The sequence below is a fragment of the Silvimonas sp. JCM 19000 genome, assembly GCF_054652575.1.
In genome coordinates, this window is record NZ_BAAIHC010000004.1 from 228,321 (window position 1) to 241,219 (window position 12,899).

Here is a 12,899-nt window from a genome sequence, read left to right on the forward strand (position 1 = left end):
ATGCCAAAAAGGGCGGCCTGGGCCGCCCTTTTTTACCGCAGTACCTGCCGCGCCCACTCAGGCATTGATGCGGTTGCGGCCCGCGCGTTTAGCGGCATACAAGGCCATGTCCGCGCGTGCCAGCAAAGCCTGATGCGGCTCATCGCTGCGCAGCGCGGCCGCGCCTATGCTGACCGTAACGTGCAATTCTGCCTCGATGGCGCGCCAGTCATAAGCCGCCACCGCATGGCGCACACGTTCTGCCACATGGCTGGCCGCCTCCAGCGAGGCACCGGGCAGTAGCAGGGTAAATTCTTCGCCGCCATAGCGCGCCACGAATTCGTTGTTGCGACAAGTCTGGCCGATCAGCTTGACCACCTGCTGCAAGACCTTGTCGCCCACCAGATGGGTAAAGCGATCGTTGATTTCCTTGAAGTGATCCAGATCGATCATCAACACGGACATCGCCTGTTGTGAACCGCGGGCTTCGGCATGCAAGGTTTGCAGGCGCTCTTCCAGCGCCCGCCGGTTCCATGCGCCGGTCAAGGGGTCAGTCTGCGCCGCGCTCGACAGGTTCTGGATGGTCTGTTCATGCGTCTGCACCCGTGCCATCAAATGATGGTTTTCGTGGCGCGCCTGCTCCAGCTCCATACGTTGTTCCAGCTTGTGCAAACGCCGTTGCGTCGCGCGTTGCAGGCGCTGCTCACGCGCGCGTTGTTGCAGCGTGATCTGGCATTGATGCAAAGCACGGTGATGCAACAACGCCAGCTCATGTTGCGCGCCGTCTTTATACAACTGGTACAGCAAGCGATGTGCTTGCAGCGTCTGCCATGAGGCATTCACGGCGGTGGCAAATTCGAGTGCTTCATGCAGCGATTGAATGGCGTCCTCGGGATCGCCGTTGCGCGTTAGATAAGTGCCATGCGACAGCAAGGCCAATGCGCGCGCCCATCGGAACAAGGGGCCTGCATCACGCGACAAGGCCAGCGCCTGGCTGATCCAGCGCTGCGCTTCTTCGGCATGGCCGGCAGCGGCATGGGCCTCGGCGTAATACACCGCCAGTTCCACATGCCAGGCTTCATAGCCCTGCACTTCGGGCAGCGCATCGTGGGCAATCTTGAGCGCGACAAAGGCGCTGGGGATCTGGCCGAGGCGCAGGTAATCGGTGGCCAGGCACAGATAGATTGCGCTGTAGATGGTCGGGTCGTAAAACGCCAGGCCGTAGCCAGCCGAGCGCAAATGATGCGACTTGGCTTGCTCGTAATCTTCCAGCGCGTAATAGATCTTGCCAACGCCTAGATGGCCGCACACGCACATCGCGGTGTCTTGCGCTTCCATCGCATATTCGAGGCACTCCACCCAATGGCGCATCGCCATGTCAAAGCGGCCGTGCATCAGCGCCAGGTCGGCTGCGCGGTCGAGAGCCATCGGCAAGTCCGCATCCAGGCGCTGGCGGCGCGCCAGGTCGATGGCTTTTTCCAGCAAGCCAGCGGCAGCGTCCTCACCTTCCCAACTCAGTGCCAGCGCGTGGTACAGCTGCGCCCGGCTCAGCGTTTTGCGGGCGCGCAATACGCTGGCTTCTTCCGCGATATCGAGTGCGGCGCGGCGTGCTTCGTCGGGCGCCGATTTCAGAAACAAACGCACGCGATCGAGTTCGGCGTCGAGCAGGGTGATGGGTTCGAGGCTCATGGCAACAAGTCCATTGCATCAAACGTGGTCCGCGGCAAATGTGCGAGCGGCGGTGCCTTGAGCACGCTGCGGAACGCGGTGCGGTGATCGTGCACGCGACAGGCACGCAGCACAATGCGCGGCTGCGGCTCGGTCTGCATGGTGGCAATCAGCGCTTCGAGCGCTTGCAACAAGGGCTTGACCACGCCATCGAGTTGCTCGCCGGGCACGATCAGCACAAAGCTGGCGGTTGAATAACGCGCGGCAAACCAGGCGTGGCGCAGCGTAAATGTGGCGAGCGCGCGGCCGAGATCAGCCAGCATCTGGTCGCCGGTGGCAAAGGAATAACGCTCGCTGATGGCGTTGAGGTTTTCCAGTCGCACATTCAGCAGGGTGACCGTCTGGCCATCGAGGCGCCCCAGTTCTTGCTCCAGCCCGCCGCGATCAATCAGTGCCAACTCGCTGCGCAGGGTCTGGCGCGCCTGGGTGGCCAGCCGTTGTGCGTTGGAGGCGTGGCGCTCCAGCAAACGGTCGGTCTCTTTGCGTGCCTGTATCACTTCAAGCCGCAATTCCAGCTGCGCCAGGCGCCGGTGCGAAGGGCGGCTGCCCGGGTCATCAAGGCTGGACAGGTAGCGCAAGCGCACATCGTGATAGGCCTCGTGCGCGGCCAGTGCCTCGGCAAAATGCCCGCGCGCTTCTTCTGCGGCGCACAAAGACAGATACAGGGATTGCAGCAAATAGCCGGTATCGAAGGCATGGGCCGCGGCAATGGCCTGATGCAGGCAGACCACGGCCTCGTCAAACTGGCGGGCGTGCCGGTGCAGACGGGCCAGCTCGTTCAGACATTGCACTTCGACCCAGGGCGCGCCGCCATTGGCCATGCGCAGCGCTTCATGCAGCTCGCGCGTGGCGCGGGCGGTGTTGCCGTTTTGCGCTTCGATCAGACCGTTGTAATAGTGAATTTCGGCCAGCCAGGTCGGATTGGCTTCAGCCGAAACCAGGTCTTGTGCCGCATGCAGCAGCGGCTGCGCCTGGCGGATCAGACGTTGCCGGGTGTAATCGCCTGCCAGCGCGATCGCGCATTGCGCGATGATGCGCGGCTGCCCGCTTTGGCAAGCAAAATCATAGGCTTGGCGCCGCAATGCCATGGCGCGCTGCGGCTCTTCGATAATCTGGTAGTAGTTGCCGATGCCCAGATAGGCAAGGGCGGATAGATGCGGTTGGCGGCTGAGCATGCTGAGCTCCAGCGTCGCCATCCAGGTGTCCAGCGCTACGCCATAACGGCCTTGGGCGCGTTGGCATTCCGCCAGCACCCAGAGCACGCGCGCGCGCAGATCGGGCAGACGGTCACACAATTTAAGCCCACGCCGCGCTGCCGTCGCGCCTTGGCGAAAATGCATCAACGCCCATCGCGCGCGGGCTTCCACTTCCCAGCTTTCTGCCAGCGTTTCCAGCGCCGTTGGCGCGCAGGCGCGCCTTGCCTGGCGGGCCAGTTTAAGGGCCAGCCCGGCATCCGAATCCACCTTGGAGCAGGCAGTTTCGAGCAACGCGGAGGCGTTTACGGTTTTCACGGCGGCAGACGTGCTTGTGGTTGTGGGATCGACGGGTCAGTCTATATTAGAAAATTCTTTCTTGCTCATGTAGACAGTCCGTTTGTCGTTTTCCTGCCATATCCTGCCGTTTTCGTAAGTTTGAAGGTGCGCAAAAGATAAGAGTTGCGCTGGCCATGCACAAAAATCGCTCAGCAAGGGGCTGTGTAAGCGTAAACGTAAGCTGGGGCGCCACGCAGTTTCAAACCGTGGCGACCGCCCGCGTGAACGCCGGATGGCACGGCAGGCGCGTGCGATCCCTGTATACTGCCGCCTTTATGTAACACCCTGAGCAGGAGGCGCCATGCCTATCAATCATTACGATCTGCAGCGTCTGGCCGCAATCAAGATCAAGGAAGACATCCGCAAAAAGGGTTCGCCGGACCGTTTTGGCAAAGATTCTTCGGGCAACCAGGATCGCCCCAAAGGCAAATCACTGGTCGAACGCCTGATCCAGAAAAAGATCGAAGCCGGCGATAACGACAAGTAAGCGCCGTCGCAGCAATAAAAAAACCGCCATCCGGTTGCCCGGTGGCGGTTTTTGTTTGGGCGCTACGCTGGCGATTAGCTGGCGTCGGCCACGCAATCAACAAAGTAGGTGGTGGTATTGCCTTCCTTGACGGCGACCAGACCGTGGATATAGGTCTCGAAGCCGGGGAAGTTATTGTTGAATTCGCGAGCGAACTTCAGGTATTGCACGATGGTGTGATTAAACACCTCGCCCGGAATCAGCAAGGGAATGCCCGGCGGATACGGTGTCAGCATCACGGCGGTGATACGGCCTTCCAGTTCGTCCAGCGGCACGCGTTCGATTTCGCGATGCGCCATCTTGGCAAACGCCTTGGCCGGTTTCAGTGCCGGCACCAGGTCGGACAGATACATCTCGGTGGTCAGGCGCGCCACATCGCGAGCCTTGTAGATACCGTGGATTTGCTGGCACAGATCGCGCAGGCCGATGCGTTCGTACTGCGGAAACTGCTGCACGAATTCCGGCAGGATGCGCCACAGCGGCGCGTTCTTGTCGTAATCGTCCTTGAACTGTTGCAGCGCGGTCAGCAGCGTGTTCCAGCGGCCTTTGGTAATGCCGATGGTGAACAGGATAAAGAACGAATACAGGCCGGTTTTCTCGATCACCACGCCATGCTCGGCCAGATATTTGGACACGATTGAAGCGGGGATGCCGGTCTCGGCAAAGTCGCCGGCCATGTTCAGGCCCGGGGTGATGATGGTGGCCTTGATCGGGTCCAGCATGTTGAAGCCTTCGGCCACATCGCCGAAACCATGCCATTCTTCACCCGCCTTCAGCATCCATGCATCACGGTGGTCGAGGCCTTCATCGGTCAGATCAGCCGGGCCCCACACTTTGAACCACCACGAATCACCGTACTCTTCGTCCACCTTGCGCATGGCGCGGCGGAAGTCGAGTGCTTCGGACAACGATTCTTCCACCAGCGCGGTGCCGCCTGGTGCTTCCATCATCGCGGCCGCCACATCGCAGCTGGCGATAATCGCGTACTGCGGGCTGGTGGAGGTATGCATCAGATAGGCTTCGTTGAAGATGTCGCGGTCGAGTTGGTTCTCTTGCGCATCCTGCACCAGAATCTGCGACGCCTGGCTCAAGCCCGCCAGCAGTTTGTGCGTGGATTGGGTGGAGAAAATCATCGACTCTTTGCAACGCGGACGGCCTTCGCCAATGGCGTGGTAATCGCCATAGAAATCATGGAAGGCGGCGTGCGGCAGCCATGCTTCGTCAAAGTGCAGCGTCTCGATCTTGCCATCCAGCAAGCCCTTGATCTCTTCGACGTTGTACATGATGCCGTCGTAGGTGGACTGCGTAATGGTCAGCACGCGCGGTTTGACGTCCGGGTCGGCTTCGAGCTTTTCGCGGCAGAACGGGTTGGCCAGCATTTTGCGGCGGATGTTTTCCGGCTCGAATTCGCTGCGCGGAATCGGGCCGATGATGCCGTAGTGGTTGCGCGTGGGCATCAGGAACACCGGCACCGCGCCGGTCATCATGATGGCGTGCAGGATGGACTTGTGGCAGTTGCGGTCGACCACCACGATATCGCCGGGCGCCACGGTGCTGTTCCACACAATCTTGTTGGATGTGGAGGTGCCGTTGGTAACAAAGAACAAATGGTCGGCATTAAAAATGCGCGCGGCATTGCGTTCTGATGCAGCCACCGGGCCGGTGTGATCCAGCAACTGGCCCAGCTCGTCAACGGCGTTACACACGTCGGCGCGCAGCATGTTTTCGCCAAAGAACTGGTGGAACATCTGACCCACCGGCGACTTCAGAAACGCGACGCCACCAGAGTGACCCGGGCAGTGCCAGCTGTACGAACCGTCTTGAGCGTAATGCGTGAGCGCGCGGAAGAACGGCGGGGCCAGCGTATCCAGATAGGAACGCGCTTCGCGGATAATGTGACGCGCCACAAATTCGGGCGTGTCTTCGTGCATATGAATAAACCCGTGCAGTTCGCGCAGCACATCGTTGGGGATGTGGCGGGCGGTGCGGGTTTCGCCATACAGATAGATCGGGATGTCCGGATTGCGACGGCGAATTTCTTCCACAAAATGGCGCAGACTGGTCAGCGCATGTTGCGTTTCTTCGGCACTGCCGCCACCGAATTCCTCATCATCAATCGACAGGATAAAACCGGCCGCGCGGCTTTGTTGCTGCGCGAATGAAGTCAGATCGCCATAGCTGGTATAGCCGATGACATCCATGCCCTCGGCCTCGATGGCTGCGGCAAGTTCACGAATACCTGATCCGCTGGTGTTTTCCGAGCGGAAATCTTCATCGATGATAACGAGGGGAAAATAAAAACGCATGCCAATGTCCTTCTGTAAAAAACATTAGCGCTTCGGGCACGAGGCTTATAGGCGCAACTAAAAAATGGGCGCTAGGGCCGTGTGCCTGGGGTGCAGGCACAAGACCCATCCTCCGCATGGCGGTGGACGGCGGCTGCGGGCTCTGACCTGGCAGGCGTTAAAACGTTGCAGGGCAAGGCTTGCCGCCGGTTCTATACCGGTCTGGGACGTCCGTGAAAGGCGCGTATATTAACCGGTTTTGCCGCGTTGAAAATGGCGAATTGATGAAATGCGCATCACGTGCCGCCCCTGCGGCCTGATGTCGGCGCTTTTCTCGCAATTAGCAGCTTTTTGAGAGTGGATTCGCAGACGTTGGCGTCTGCCGCTGGGATCAGCCCAGGCGTTGGTGTGCAGCCCGATGCAGCCTGTCGTGCACGGCCAGCCAGGCCGGGTTGGCCGGGGGCAATTGCAGATAAATAGCGTGATAATTGCCACGATCAAGTTGACGGAGCGTGTCGTAGATCTGGCGCGCATATTCGGTGGGCTCGGCCGCCAGCGCCACCTGGTCAAGACCACAGACGGGGGCAGCTGGGCCACAGCTGATCAGCGCAACCCGTTCACCGCGTTCAAAGGCCAGATAGGCCTGATCATTGACCCGTTGCGCTGCGCCCGTAATCAATGGTGTGCGCGGGGAATAATGGGAATCGAGCAGGCCCGAGACGCGTACCTTGGCGGTGTCGGCCTTCTGATGATGTTGCAAGCGCAATCCCAGTACGTCTTCAATCGCCTCTCGACTTACGCCACCCGGCCGCAGCAAGGTCGGCGCGCCTGCCGCCAGGCCAACGATGGTGGATTCAACGCCAACATCGCAGGCGCCGCCATCCAGCACAATCGGCAAGGCGTCAGCAAATTCGTCATGGACGTGCTGCGCCGTGGTCGGGCTGACGTGGCCAAAGCGATTGGCCGACGGCGCCGCCAGACCGCCTCCAAACTGCTGCAACAAGGCCTGCGCCACCGGGTGCGATGGTGCGCGTAAACCGACCGTATCCTGTCCGCCCGTCACTGCGTCCGGCACATGCGGCTGGCGTGGCAAAATCAGCGTGAGCGGGCCCGGCCAGAAAGCCTCGGCCAGTTGCCACGCGGCATCGGGAATGTTTTGCGCCCATTGCTGCAATTGCTGCGCCCCGGCGATGTGAACGATGACCGGGTGATCAGCGGGGCGGCCTTTAAGCGCAAAAATCGCGCGGACCGCAGCCGAGTTATCTGCATCTGCGGCCAGGCCATAGACGGTTTCTGTAGGCAAGCCGATAAGGCGGCCATCGCGTAATGCATGGATAGCGAGATCGAGACTGGCAGCGGAAACAGGTAAGACAGGCATGGCGCAAACTTCAATTCAGGGGTGGGGGCAGGGCATGATTATACCGGCAATCCAGTCCACCCCGGCGCGCGCATGCAGCCAGCTGCCGGCGGATGGACGCACAACGGCCCGCCGCTGCGAGGCATAGGCGGGCCGTTGGGTCTGCTGGCAAGGCGCTTAGAAGCGCTCAGGCATCTTTTGCAGCAGGATGATGCGTTTGTTTTCCAGGCGCACATAGCCGCCGAAAACCAGCTCTTTAAGAATGCGCGCAATCATTTCGCGCGAGGAACCGACGCGATCGGCAATCGCCTGTTGCGTCAGCGGTTCGGTGATCATCACCACGCCGCCTTCCTGTTCTTCTTGCGGCAAACCTTCAAACAGCGCCCGGACGCGGCCGTAAACATCCAGCAGCGCCAGGTTTTTCATGGTGGCAGACAGATTGCGCACCATGCGGGCCAGATTGAGGATGAGCTTGTCTTTAAGCTGGGGATACGCATCCATGGCGGTGCGGAAATCCTGCTTGGTAAACATCAGGAAGGTGGAGTCTTCTTCGACCTGCGCCGACCAACTGCGCGGTGAGTCGTCGATCATCGACACCTCGCCGAACACATCGCCGGGCTCGCCAATCAAAAAGACGAATTCTTTGCCCTGGTTGTCGCTGGTAAATGAGCGTGTACGGCCTTCGACCAGTAAGTACATCGCTTCGCCCGGGTCGCCTTCGCGGAACAGGAAAGTGCCCTTGGGCAGGTGGCGCTTGACCGCAGCCTGCAGGACGACTTCCAGATCCTCTTCCGAGAAATCCTCGAAGGCGGGTATGTTGCTCAAGAAATTCTTCAAGGTTGTATCCATTTATCTAACGTCTCCTGGAACTCAACCGTCGTGTGCTTTCGCAGCGGCTGAGGCTGCTGATGCATTACTCTTCGGTGTCTCGGTGGCATCGTCATGCGCGTCGCCTGGACCGCAGTTATCAGGAGGCGGAGGCACGATCTCCATTTTTTTGGAAATCATGTACTCGTTCATTTCTCGCCAGCCGCCAAAAATATCTGCTTTGGCGACCCGCCCGTTGCGCTTGTAACAATCCTCCAGACCGCGTCCGCTCTCGCGGCACGCTGCGCCGATCGCCTTGCCATTAGCTTGCTGTTTGTTGAGCAGCGTATTGACCTGATCACACCCGGTCATGCCCAACGCCGCCAACGCCATGGTCAGGCTCATCAGTACACATCGCGACATCATTCAACCTCGGTTATCCTGGTTTACGTTATATCGGGTTGAACCGTACCTACTTTAGAACGCTTTTGCCATCACCGCGAGCGCCGCGCACTGCTGTTTAAAACAAAAGGCGCCGCAGCGCCCCTTGCTTATACGGGTTGCTCGATGCCAGCCAGTAACCAGCGCGCGCCCGGCGCGGGTTGCTTGGTGAAATGCCAGACTTCTTCAAACGGAATGGCCGGGGCGTTAACGCGTTCGCTGACCAGACCTTTGAACCGCACGCTGGCAACAACCTGGCCGGGCTGTTCAGCCACGTCCAGCAAATCAATATCCAGCGACGGAAAGTCGGCGATATCGCGATTGGCGTCGATTTCGTCATGCAGCGCTGTGAAAAGTTCCGGTGTGAGGTATTTCCGTAGCTCTTCGAGCTGATCCGGACTATTCAGCGCCTGCAAATGCTGGAAGCTGGCTTTGGCGTGGCGCAAAAACGCGGCCGTATCGGTGCCTTCCGGCAGTTTTTGCGGCGCTTGCTGGCCATTACTCATGGCATTTTCGCCAATGCGATAAACCTTCTGGCCTTGGGTATTCAGTTTGGTCGGGTCATTCCAGCCCGGTACCGGTCGGGTTTCCGGGTAGGCATTCACAATGGGCCGCTCACGGCGGCGCAAGAACATAAAGCCGGCGAACGTCAACAGACCCAACAACAGCAGCCAGCCCCAAGGCACGCCACCGCTCGATTCAGCCGCACCGGATGCATGATTGTTGCCGCTGCGTGCCAGCGCATACCCGGCGGCCGCGCCCACCGCGGCACCAGCCAGTGCCGTGCCCACGCCCGCGTTACCGCGTTGCGCGGGGGGCGCCTGCGGCGCTTCACGCTGGGGCGGTGGGGCCTGACGGCTGATCTGACCGCGCTGCATGCCCGCAGAACGGCCGCCCCCCAGTCGAGCCGCTTCGGCTTGCGCACCAAGGGTAAGAGCCAGAATAAGCGTCGCAAGAAACAGGCGCGATCCGGTCAATCTATTCAGCATTAATAAAAGTCCATGTCAAACGTTTGTCAGTTTGCATTTTTCAGCAAGCTGGATCGTACATTAGGGAGGGCTTAAATGGCGAGCGTCTCTATGGTGATGCATGCACTTTTTTCTGTATAACCCAAAACCGCTTTTCTACCGCATTGGCGCTACAGACGGTCTATATCAGCCGCTGGGTGCCCGTTCCGACGGCAACAGGGTCGTGGTATCAGCGCGACACCCGGCCTTGTTTTGCACGGGGCTCCGCGCTTGCCACAAGCCAACACGGCACGTCAGTCCACAGTTTGTCAGTTTGCGTTCGGATTAATCTTACAAGGGTAAGTGGCGGCGACGGTCTTGCAAGCACTAGACTCCGCGCGCGCGACGGGGTTCAACGCAGGTGCGTCAAGGGTGTGATCAGAACGATCAAAAGAATGTAGATCTATTACGCCGCAGCGTGGCGCTCGATGCGGACGCCCACCTGGCCCACATCTTGCAGAATGCCGGGCTTGGTTACAGCAACATTGACCCACGGCGCTTTGAATTCACCAAGCAGGAGTGTGGCGATGTGTTCGGCCAGCGCTTCGAGCAGCAAAAACTGCTGTTGCTGCAGACTGGCGCGCAGGCGTTGCACCACTTTGTCGTAGTCGATGGTATCGACCAGATCGTCCGATGCGCTGGCATCGCGCGACGGCAGGCCGATTTCAAGGTCAAGTATCACCGGCTGTTGCGCGGTGCGCTCCCAGTCATACCAGCCGATCAGTGTGGTGGCGCGGACTTCGCGCAAGAAAATATGATCCATGTTGTATCTGACGCAGCTTGTTTGACGGGGCAGGCGACGAATCGCTTACAATCGAAGCCCGTTATTGTAGTGGAATTCATCCAACATGCAGTCGTTTATTGTGGTCGTGGCCGCGTATCTGATCGGCTCGTTGTCTTTTGCCGTGATCGTGTCGCGCGGCATGGGCCTCGCTGATCCACGGTCTTACGGCTCGGGCAACCCTGGCGCCACCAATGTGTTGCGCAGCGGTAATCGCAAAGCGGCCGCGCTGACGCTGCTCGGCGACGCCATAAAAGGTCTGGTCGCGGTCTTGCTGGCACGTGCGCTGGTATCGTGGTGGCAACTGGATGCTGCGCTGATTCCGGCGGCAGCACTGGCAGTAACGCTAGGCCATATGTGGCCGATCTTCTTCCGCTTTGCCGGTGGCAAAGGCGTGGCAACCGCCCTGGGCGTGTTGCTGGGGCTGGACTGGCGCGTTGGGGTGATCGTACTGGTGGTATGGCTGATCATCGCCAAAGGCATGAAGATTTCTTCTTTGGCGGCCTTGGTCGCGGCATTGATCGCGCCAGTGCTCGCCTGGTACTTTATGCCGGATCGCGCCAGCGTACTGGCGGTGACAGCGATCTCGCTGCTGCTGATCGCACGCCATCACAAGAATATCCGCGGGCTGTTAAGCGGCAGCGAGCGGCGCATTACCGGTCGCGACGAGAGCGGCCAGCAAGATAGCGCCGATTGATGCGGGAGCAGGGCGGCCGGGCCGCCCGGGCTTGATTCGAGCAGGCGCCCGTTAATCCCCGGAGCGATTATTGCTGCGCACCAGCCGTGCTTTTTCGCGTTCCCATTCGCGTTCTTTGGTCGCTTCGCGCTTGTCGTGCTGCTTCTTGCCCTTGGCCAGACCGATTTCAAGCTTGATATAGCCGCGCTGGAAATGCATGTTAAGCGCCGCGACGGTATAGCCCGAGCGATCCACCTTATCCGACCACTTATTGATCTCGCTGCGCTTCATCAGCAATTTGCGACTGCGCGTGGGATCCGGCTTGACGTGCGTCGAGGCGGTGGGCAATGGTGAAATATGCGCGCCGATCAAATAGAAATCGCCGTGCATGAACGTCACATAAGATTCTTTAAGAGCGGCACGGCCGGCACGAATCGATTTGACTTCCCAGCCTTCAAGCGCGATGCCGGCTTCAAGGCGGTCTTCAATAAAGTAATCGTGAAATGCTTTGCGGTTGTCGACGATAGTCATCAGTTTCTTTGGTGCGTCACGGAGTTACAGGGCTAGATTGTAGCGGCTGGCGCCATTTCGAGGTATTGCTGTGCACATTTGCGTACTTTACACCGGCGGCACGCTGGGCATGCGGGTCGGCCCCAACGGCCTGGCGCCCGCGCCTGGTTTTTTGACGGAACAACTGCGCGCGCGCTATCCAGACGTTGAAGTCATTGAATACCAGCCGCTGCTGGATTCGAGCGATATGACGCCGCATGACTGGAACCGGATCGGGCAGGATATCAGTGATCGGATCAATCTGGCGGATGCGTTTGTGGTGCTGCACGGCACCGATACCCTGGCTTATACCGCAGCGGCGCTGTCTTTTATGTTGGCCGGGATAGCCAAACCGGTGCTGATTACCGGCGCGCAGCGGGCGTGGGAGTCTGATAACAGTGACGCCCCACGCAACGTCGAGGCCGCCTTGCTGCTGGCGCGGTCGGGTGGGTATCGCGGCGTAGGCGTGGTTTTTGATGGGATGTTGCTGCAAGGCAATCGGGTGCGCAAAGCCGACTGTGAAGCCGATGCTGCTTTCGCCAGCCCGAATCAGGCGCCGGTTGCACTCACATTCGGCCAGGGCTGGGCACTGCCGGGCATGCTGCCCGATGCGACCTCTTTTTCGGGTTTTGAGCCAGTTCGGGCCGACGCGCGCATTGTGCGATGGCCCATCACGCCAGGCTTTGGCATCGAGTGGATGGCAGATCAGCTATTAAATACGCAGCTCGACGGCGTGGTGCTCGAGACCCTGGGTAGCGGCAATATCCCGTCGCATCCCGGGTTGACGCAGGCGTTGCAGCAACTGGCGACGTCCACGCTGGTTGTCAATTGCACGCAATGTTGGCGCGGTCGCGTGCATATGGGCGCGTACGCGGCCAGCCAGGCTCTACTCGATGCGGGCGTTCTGGATGCCGGCGACATGACGCCCGAGGCTGCCGTCGCCAAACTGCACTGGATAGCCGGCAAAGCCTTGCCTCTGGCGGCACAACGCGAATTGTTCTTGCGCGATATCGCAGGGGAAGCACGTCGTTTCTGATGCAATTCTCAAATAACGATGCTATAGTCGCGCTTCTCTATGGCGGGTCTCCCCGCATGGCTAAGAGGTGAACCTGGTCAGGTCCGGAAGGAAGCAGCCACAGCCTTTGATGCCAGTGCCGGGGGTCGGGCTCGCCACCTCTTCCCTTCGCAATGCCAGCAAAAATCCAGAAGCACTCTGCGGCGTTGTTGATCT

At 59.8% G+C, this 12,899-nt stretch carries 12 protein-coding genes and 1 other RNA gene; 4 read left to right on the forward strand and 9 right to left on the reverse strand.

Going from position 1 to position 12,899, the window contains the following annotated elements:
• Positions 1 to 57: 57 nt before the first annotated feature.
• On the reverse strand, positions 58 to 1,668 hold the full coding sequence (locus ACYQ1A_RS06110; protein ID WP_499361020.1) for a GGDEF domain-containing protein: 1,611 nt from the start codon (positions 1,666 to 1,668) through the stop codon (positions 58 to 60).
• The gene (locus tag ACYQ1A_RS06115; protein ID WP_499361022.1) at positions 1,665 to 3,218 is read right to left on the reverse strand and encodes a diguanylate cyclase domain-containing protein; all 1,554 of its coding nucleotides are present in this window, start codon (positions 3,216 to 3,218) and stop codon (positions 1,665 to 1,667) included. The genes ACYQ1A_RS06110 and ACYQ1A_RS06115 overlap by 4 nt, the downstream gene beginning before the upstream one ends.
• 322 nt (positions 3,219 to 3,540) lie before the next feature.
• On the opposite strand from ACYQ1A_RS06115, the gene ACYQ1A_RS06120 reads away from it, so the two are divergent.
• Positions 3,541 to 3,726 (forward strand): hypothetical protein, encoded by a 186-nt coding sequence (locus ACYQ1A_RS06120; protein ID WP_499361024.1) that lies wholly within the window; start codon positions 3,541 to 3,543, stop codon positions 3,724 to 3,726.
• Positions 3,727 to 3,800: 74 nt separating this feature from the next.
• Here the strand turns inward: ACYQ1A_RS06120 and ACYQ1A_RS06125 are convergent, their stop codons facing one another.
• From ACYQ1A_RS06125 to ACYQ1A_RS06150, 6 genes are all read right to left on the reverse strand, one after another.
• A complete protein-coding gene (locus ACYQ1A_RS06125) occupies positions 3,801 to 6,071 on the reverse strand; it encodes an Orn/Lys/Arg family decarboxylase (RefSeq protein ID WP_499361025.1) in 2,271 nt (756 codons plus the stop codon).
• 370 nt (positions 6,072 to 6,441) lie between these two features.
• The gene (locus ACYQ1A_RS06130; RefSeq protein ID WP_499361027.1) at positions 6,442 to 7,428 is read right to left on the reverse strand and encodes an L-threonylcarbamoyladenylate synthase; all 987 of its coding nucleotides are present in this window, start codon (positions 7,426 to 7,428) and stop codon (positions 6,442 to 6,444) included.
• Positions 7,429 to 7,584: 156 nt separating this feature from the next.
• A complete protein-coding gene (locus ACYQ1A_RS06135) occupies positions 7,585 to 8,256 on the reverse strand; it encodes a Crp/Fnr family transcriptional regulator (protein ID WP_053938593.1) in 672 nt (223 codons plus the stop codon).
• Positions 8,257 to 8,277: 21 nt separating this feature from the next.
• The gene (locus ACYQ1A_RS06140) at positions 8,278 to 8,619 is read right to left on the reverse strand and encodes a hypothetical protein (protein WP_499361029.1); all 342 of its coding nucleotides are present in this window, start codon (positions 8,617 to 8,619) and stop codon (positions 8,278 to 8,280) included.
• Between the two features lie 146 nt (positions 8,620 to 8,765).
• Positions 8,766 to 9,644 (reverse strand): Tim44 domain-containing protein, encoded by an 879-nt coding sequence (locus tag ACYQ1A_RS06145; RefSeq protein WP_499361031.1) that lies wholly within the window; start codon positions 9,642 to 9,644, stop codon positions 8,766 to 8,768.
• Between the two features lie 424 nt (positions 9,645 to 10,068).
• Positions 10,069 to 10,425: a dihydroneopterin aldolase gene (locus ACYQ1A_RS06150; RefSeq protein ID WP_499361033.1), complete on the reverse strand. Its 357-nt coding sequence runs from the start codon at positions 10,423 to 10,425 to the stop codon at positions 10,069 to 10,071.
• Positions 10,426 to 10,510: 85 nt separating this feature from the next.
• Between ACYQ1A_RS06150 and plsY the strand changes: the two genes are divergently transcribed.
• Positions 10,511 to 11,140 carry a glycerol-3-phosphate 1-O-acyltransferase PlsY gene (gene plsY / locus ACYQ1A_RS06155; RefSeq protein ID WP_062222746.1) on the forward strand — a complete coding sequence of 210 codons (630 nt, stop codon included), beginning with the start codon at positions 10,511 to 10,513 and terminating at the stop codon, positions 11,138 to 11,140.
• 51 nt (positions 11,141 to 11,191) lie between these two features.
• On the opposite strand, the gene smpB is transcribed toward plsY, so the two are convergent.
• Positions 11,192 to 11,650, reverse strand: coding sequence for an SsrA-binding protein SmpB (gene smpB / locus ACYQ1A_RS06160; protein ID WP_499361034.1), 459 nt, complete (start codon positions 11,648 to 11,650; stop codon positions 11,192 to 11,194).
• A gap of 70 nt (positions 11,651 to 11,720) precedes the next feature.
• Between smpB and ACYQ1A_RS06165 the strand changes: the two genes are divergently transcribed.
• Together ACYQ1A_RS06165 and ffs are read left to right on the forward strand one after the other, a co-directional pair.
• Positions 11,721 to 12,704, forward strand: a complete 984-nt coding sequence (locus ACYQ1A_RS06165; RefSeq protein WP_499361036.1) for an asparaginase — start codon at positions 11,721 to 11,723, stop codon at positions 12,702 to 12,704.
• A gap of 41 nt (positions 12,705 to 12,745) precedes the next feature.
• Positions 12,746 to 12,843: signal recognition particle sRNA small type (gene ffs / locus ACYQ1A_RS06170), an RNA gene on the forward strand.
• Positions 12,844 to 12,899 lie beyond the last annotated feature (56 nt).

Excerpts from the sequence above, each read along its gene's own strand:
- ACYQ1A_RS06110 (WP_499361020.1), bottom strand. The coding sequence starts at position 1,668 with ATGAGCCTCGAACCCATCACCCTGCTCGACGCCGAACTCGATCGCGTG.
- ACYQ1A_RS06120 (WP_499361024.1), top strand. The coding sequence starts at position 3,541 with ATGCCTATCAATCATTACGATCTGCAGCGTCTGGCCGCAATCAAGATC.
- ACYQ1A_RS06125 (WP_499361025.1), bottom strand. The coding sequence starts at position 6,071 with ATGCGTTTTTATTTTCCCCTCGTTATCATCGATGAAGATTTCCGCTCG.
- ACYQ1A_RS06130 (WP_499361027.1), bottom strand. The coding sequence starts at position 7,428 with ATGCCTGTCTTACCTGTTTCCGCTGCCAGTCTCGATCTCGCTATCCAT.
- ACYQ1A_RS06135 (WP_053938593.1), bottom strand. The coding sequence starts at position 8,256 with ATGGATACAACCTTGAAGAATTTCTTGAGCAACATACCCGCCTTCGAG.
- ACYQ1A_RS06140 (WP_499361029.1), bottom strand. The coding sequence starts at position 8,619 with ATGAGCCTGACCATGGCGTTGGCGGCGTTGGGCATGACCGGGTGTGAT.
- ACYQ1A_RS06145 (WP_499361031.1), bottom strand. The coding sequence starts at position 9,644 with ATGCTGAATAGATTGACCGGATCGCGCCTGTTTCTTGCGACGCTTATT.
- ACYQ1A_RS06150 (WP_499361033.1), bottom strand. The coding sequence starts at position 10,425 with ATGGATCATATTTTCTTGCGCGAAGTCCGCGCCACCACACTGATCGGC.
- plsY (WP_062222746.1), top strand. The coding sequence starts at position 10,511 with ATGCAGTCGTTTATTGTGGTCGTGGCCGCGTATCTGATCGGCTCGTTG.
- smpB (WP_499361034.1), bottom strand. The coding sequence starts at position 11,650 with ATGACTATCGTCGACAACCGCAAAGCATTTCACGATTACTTTATTGAA.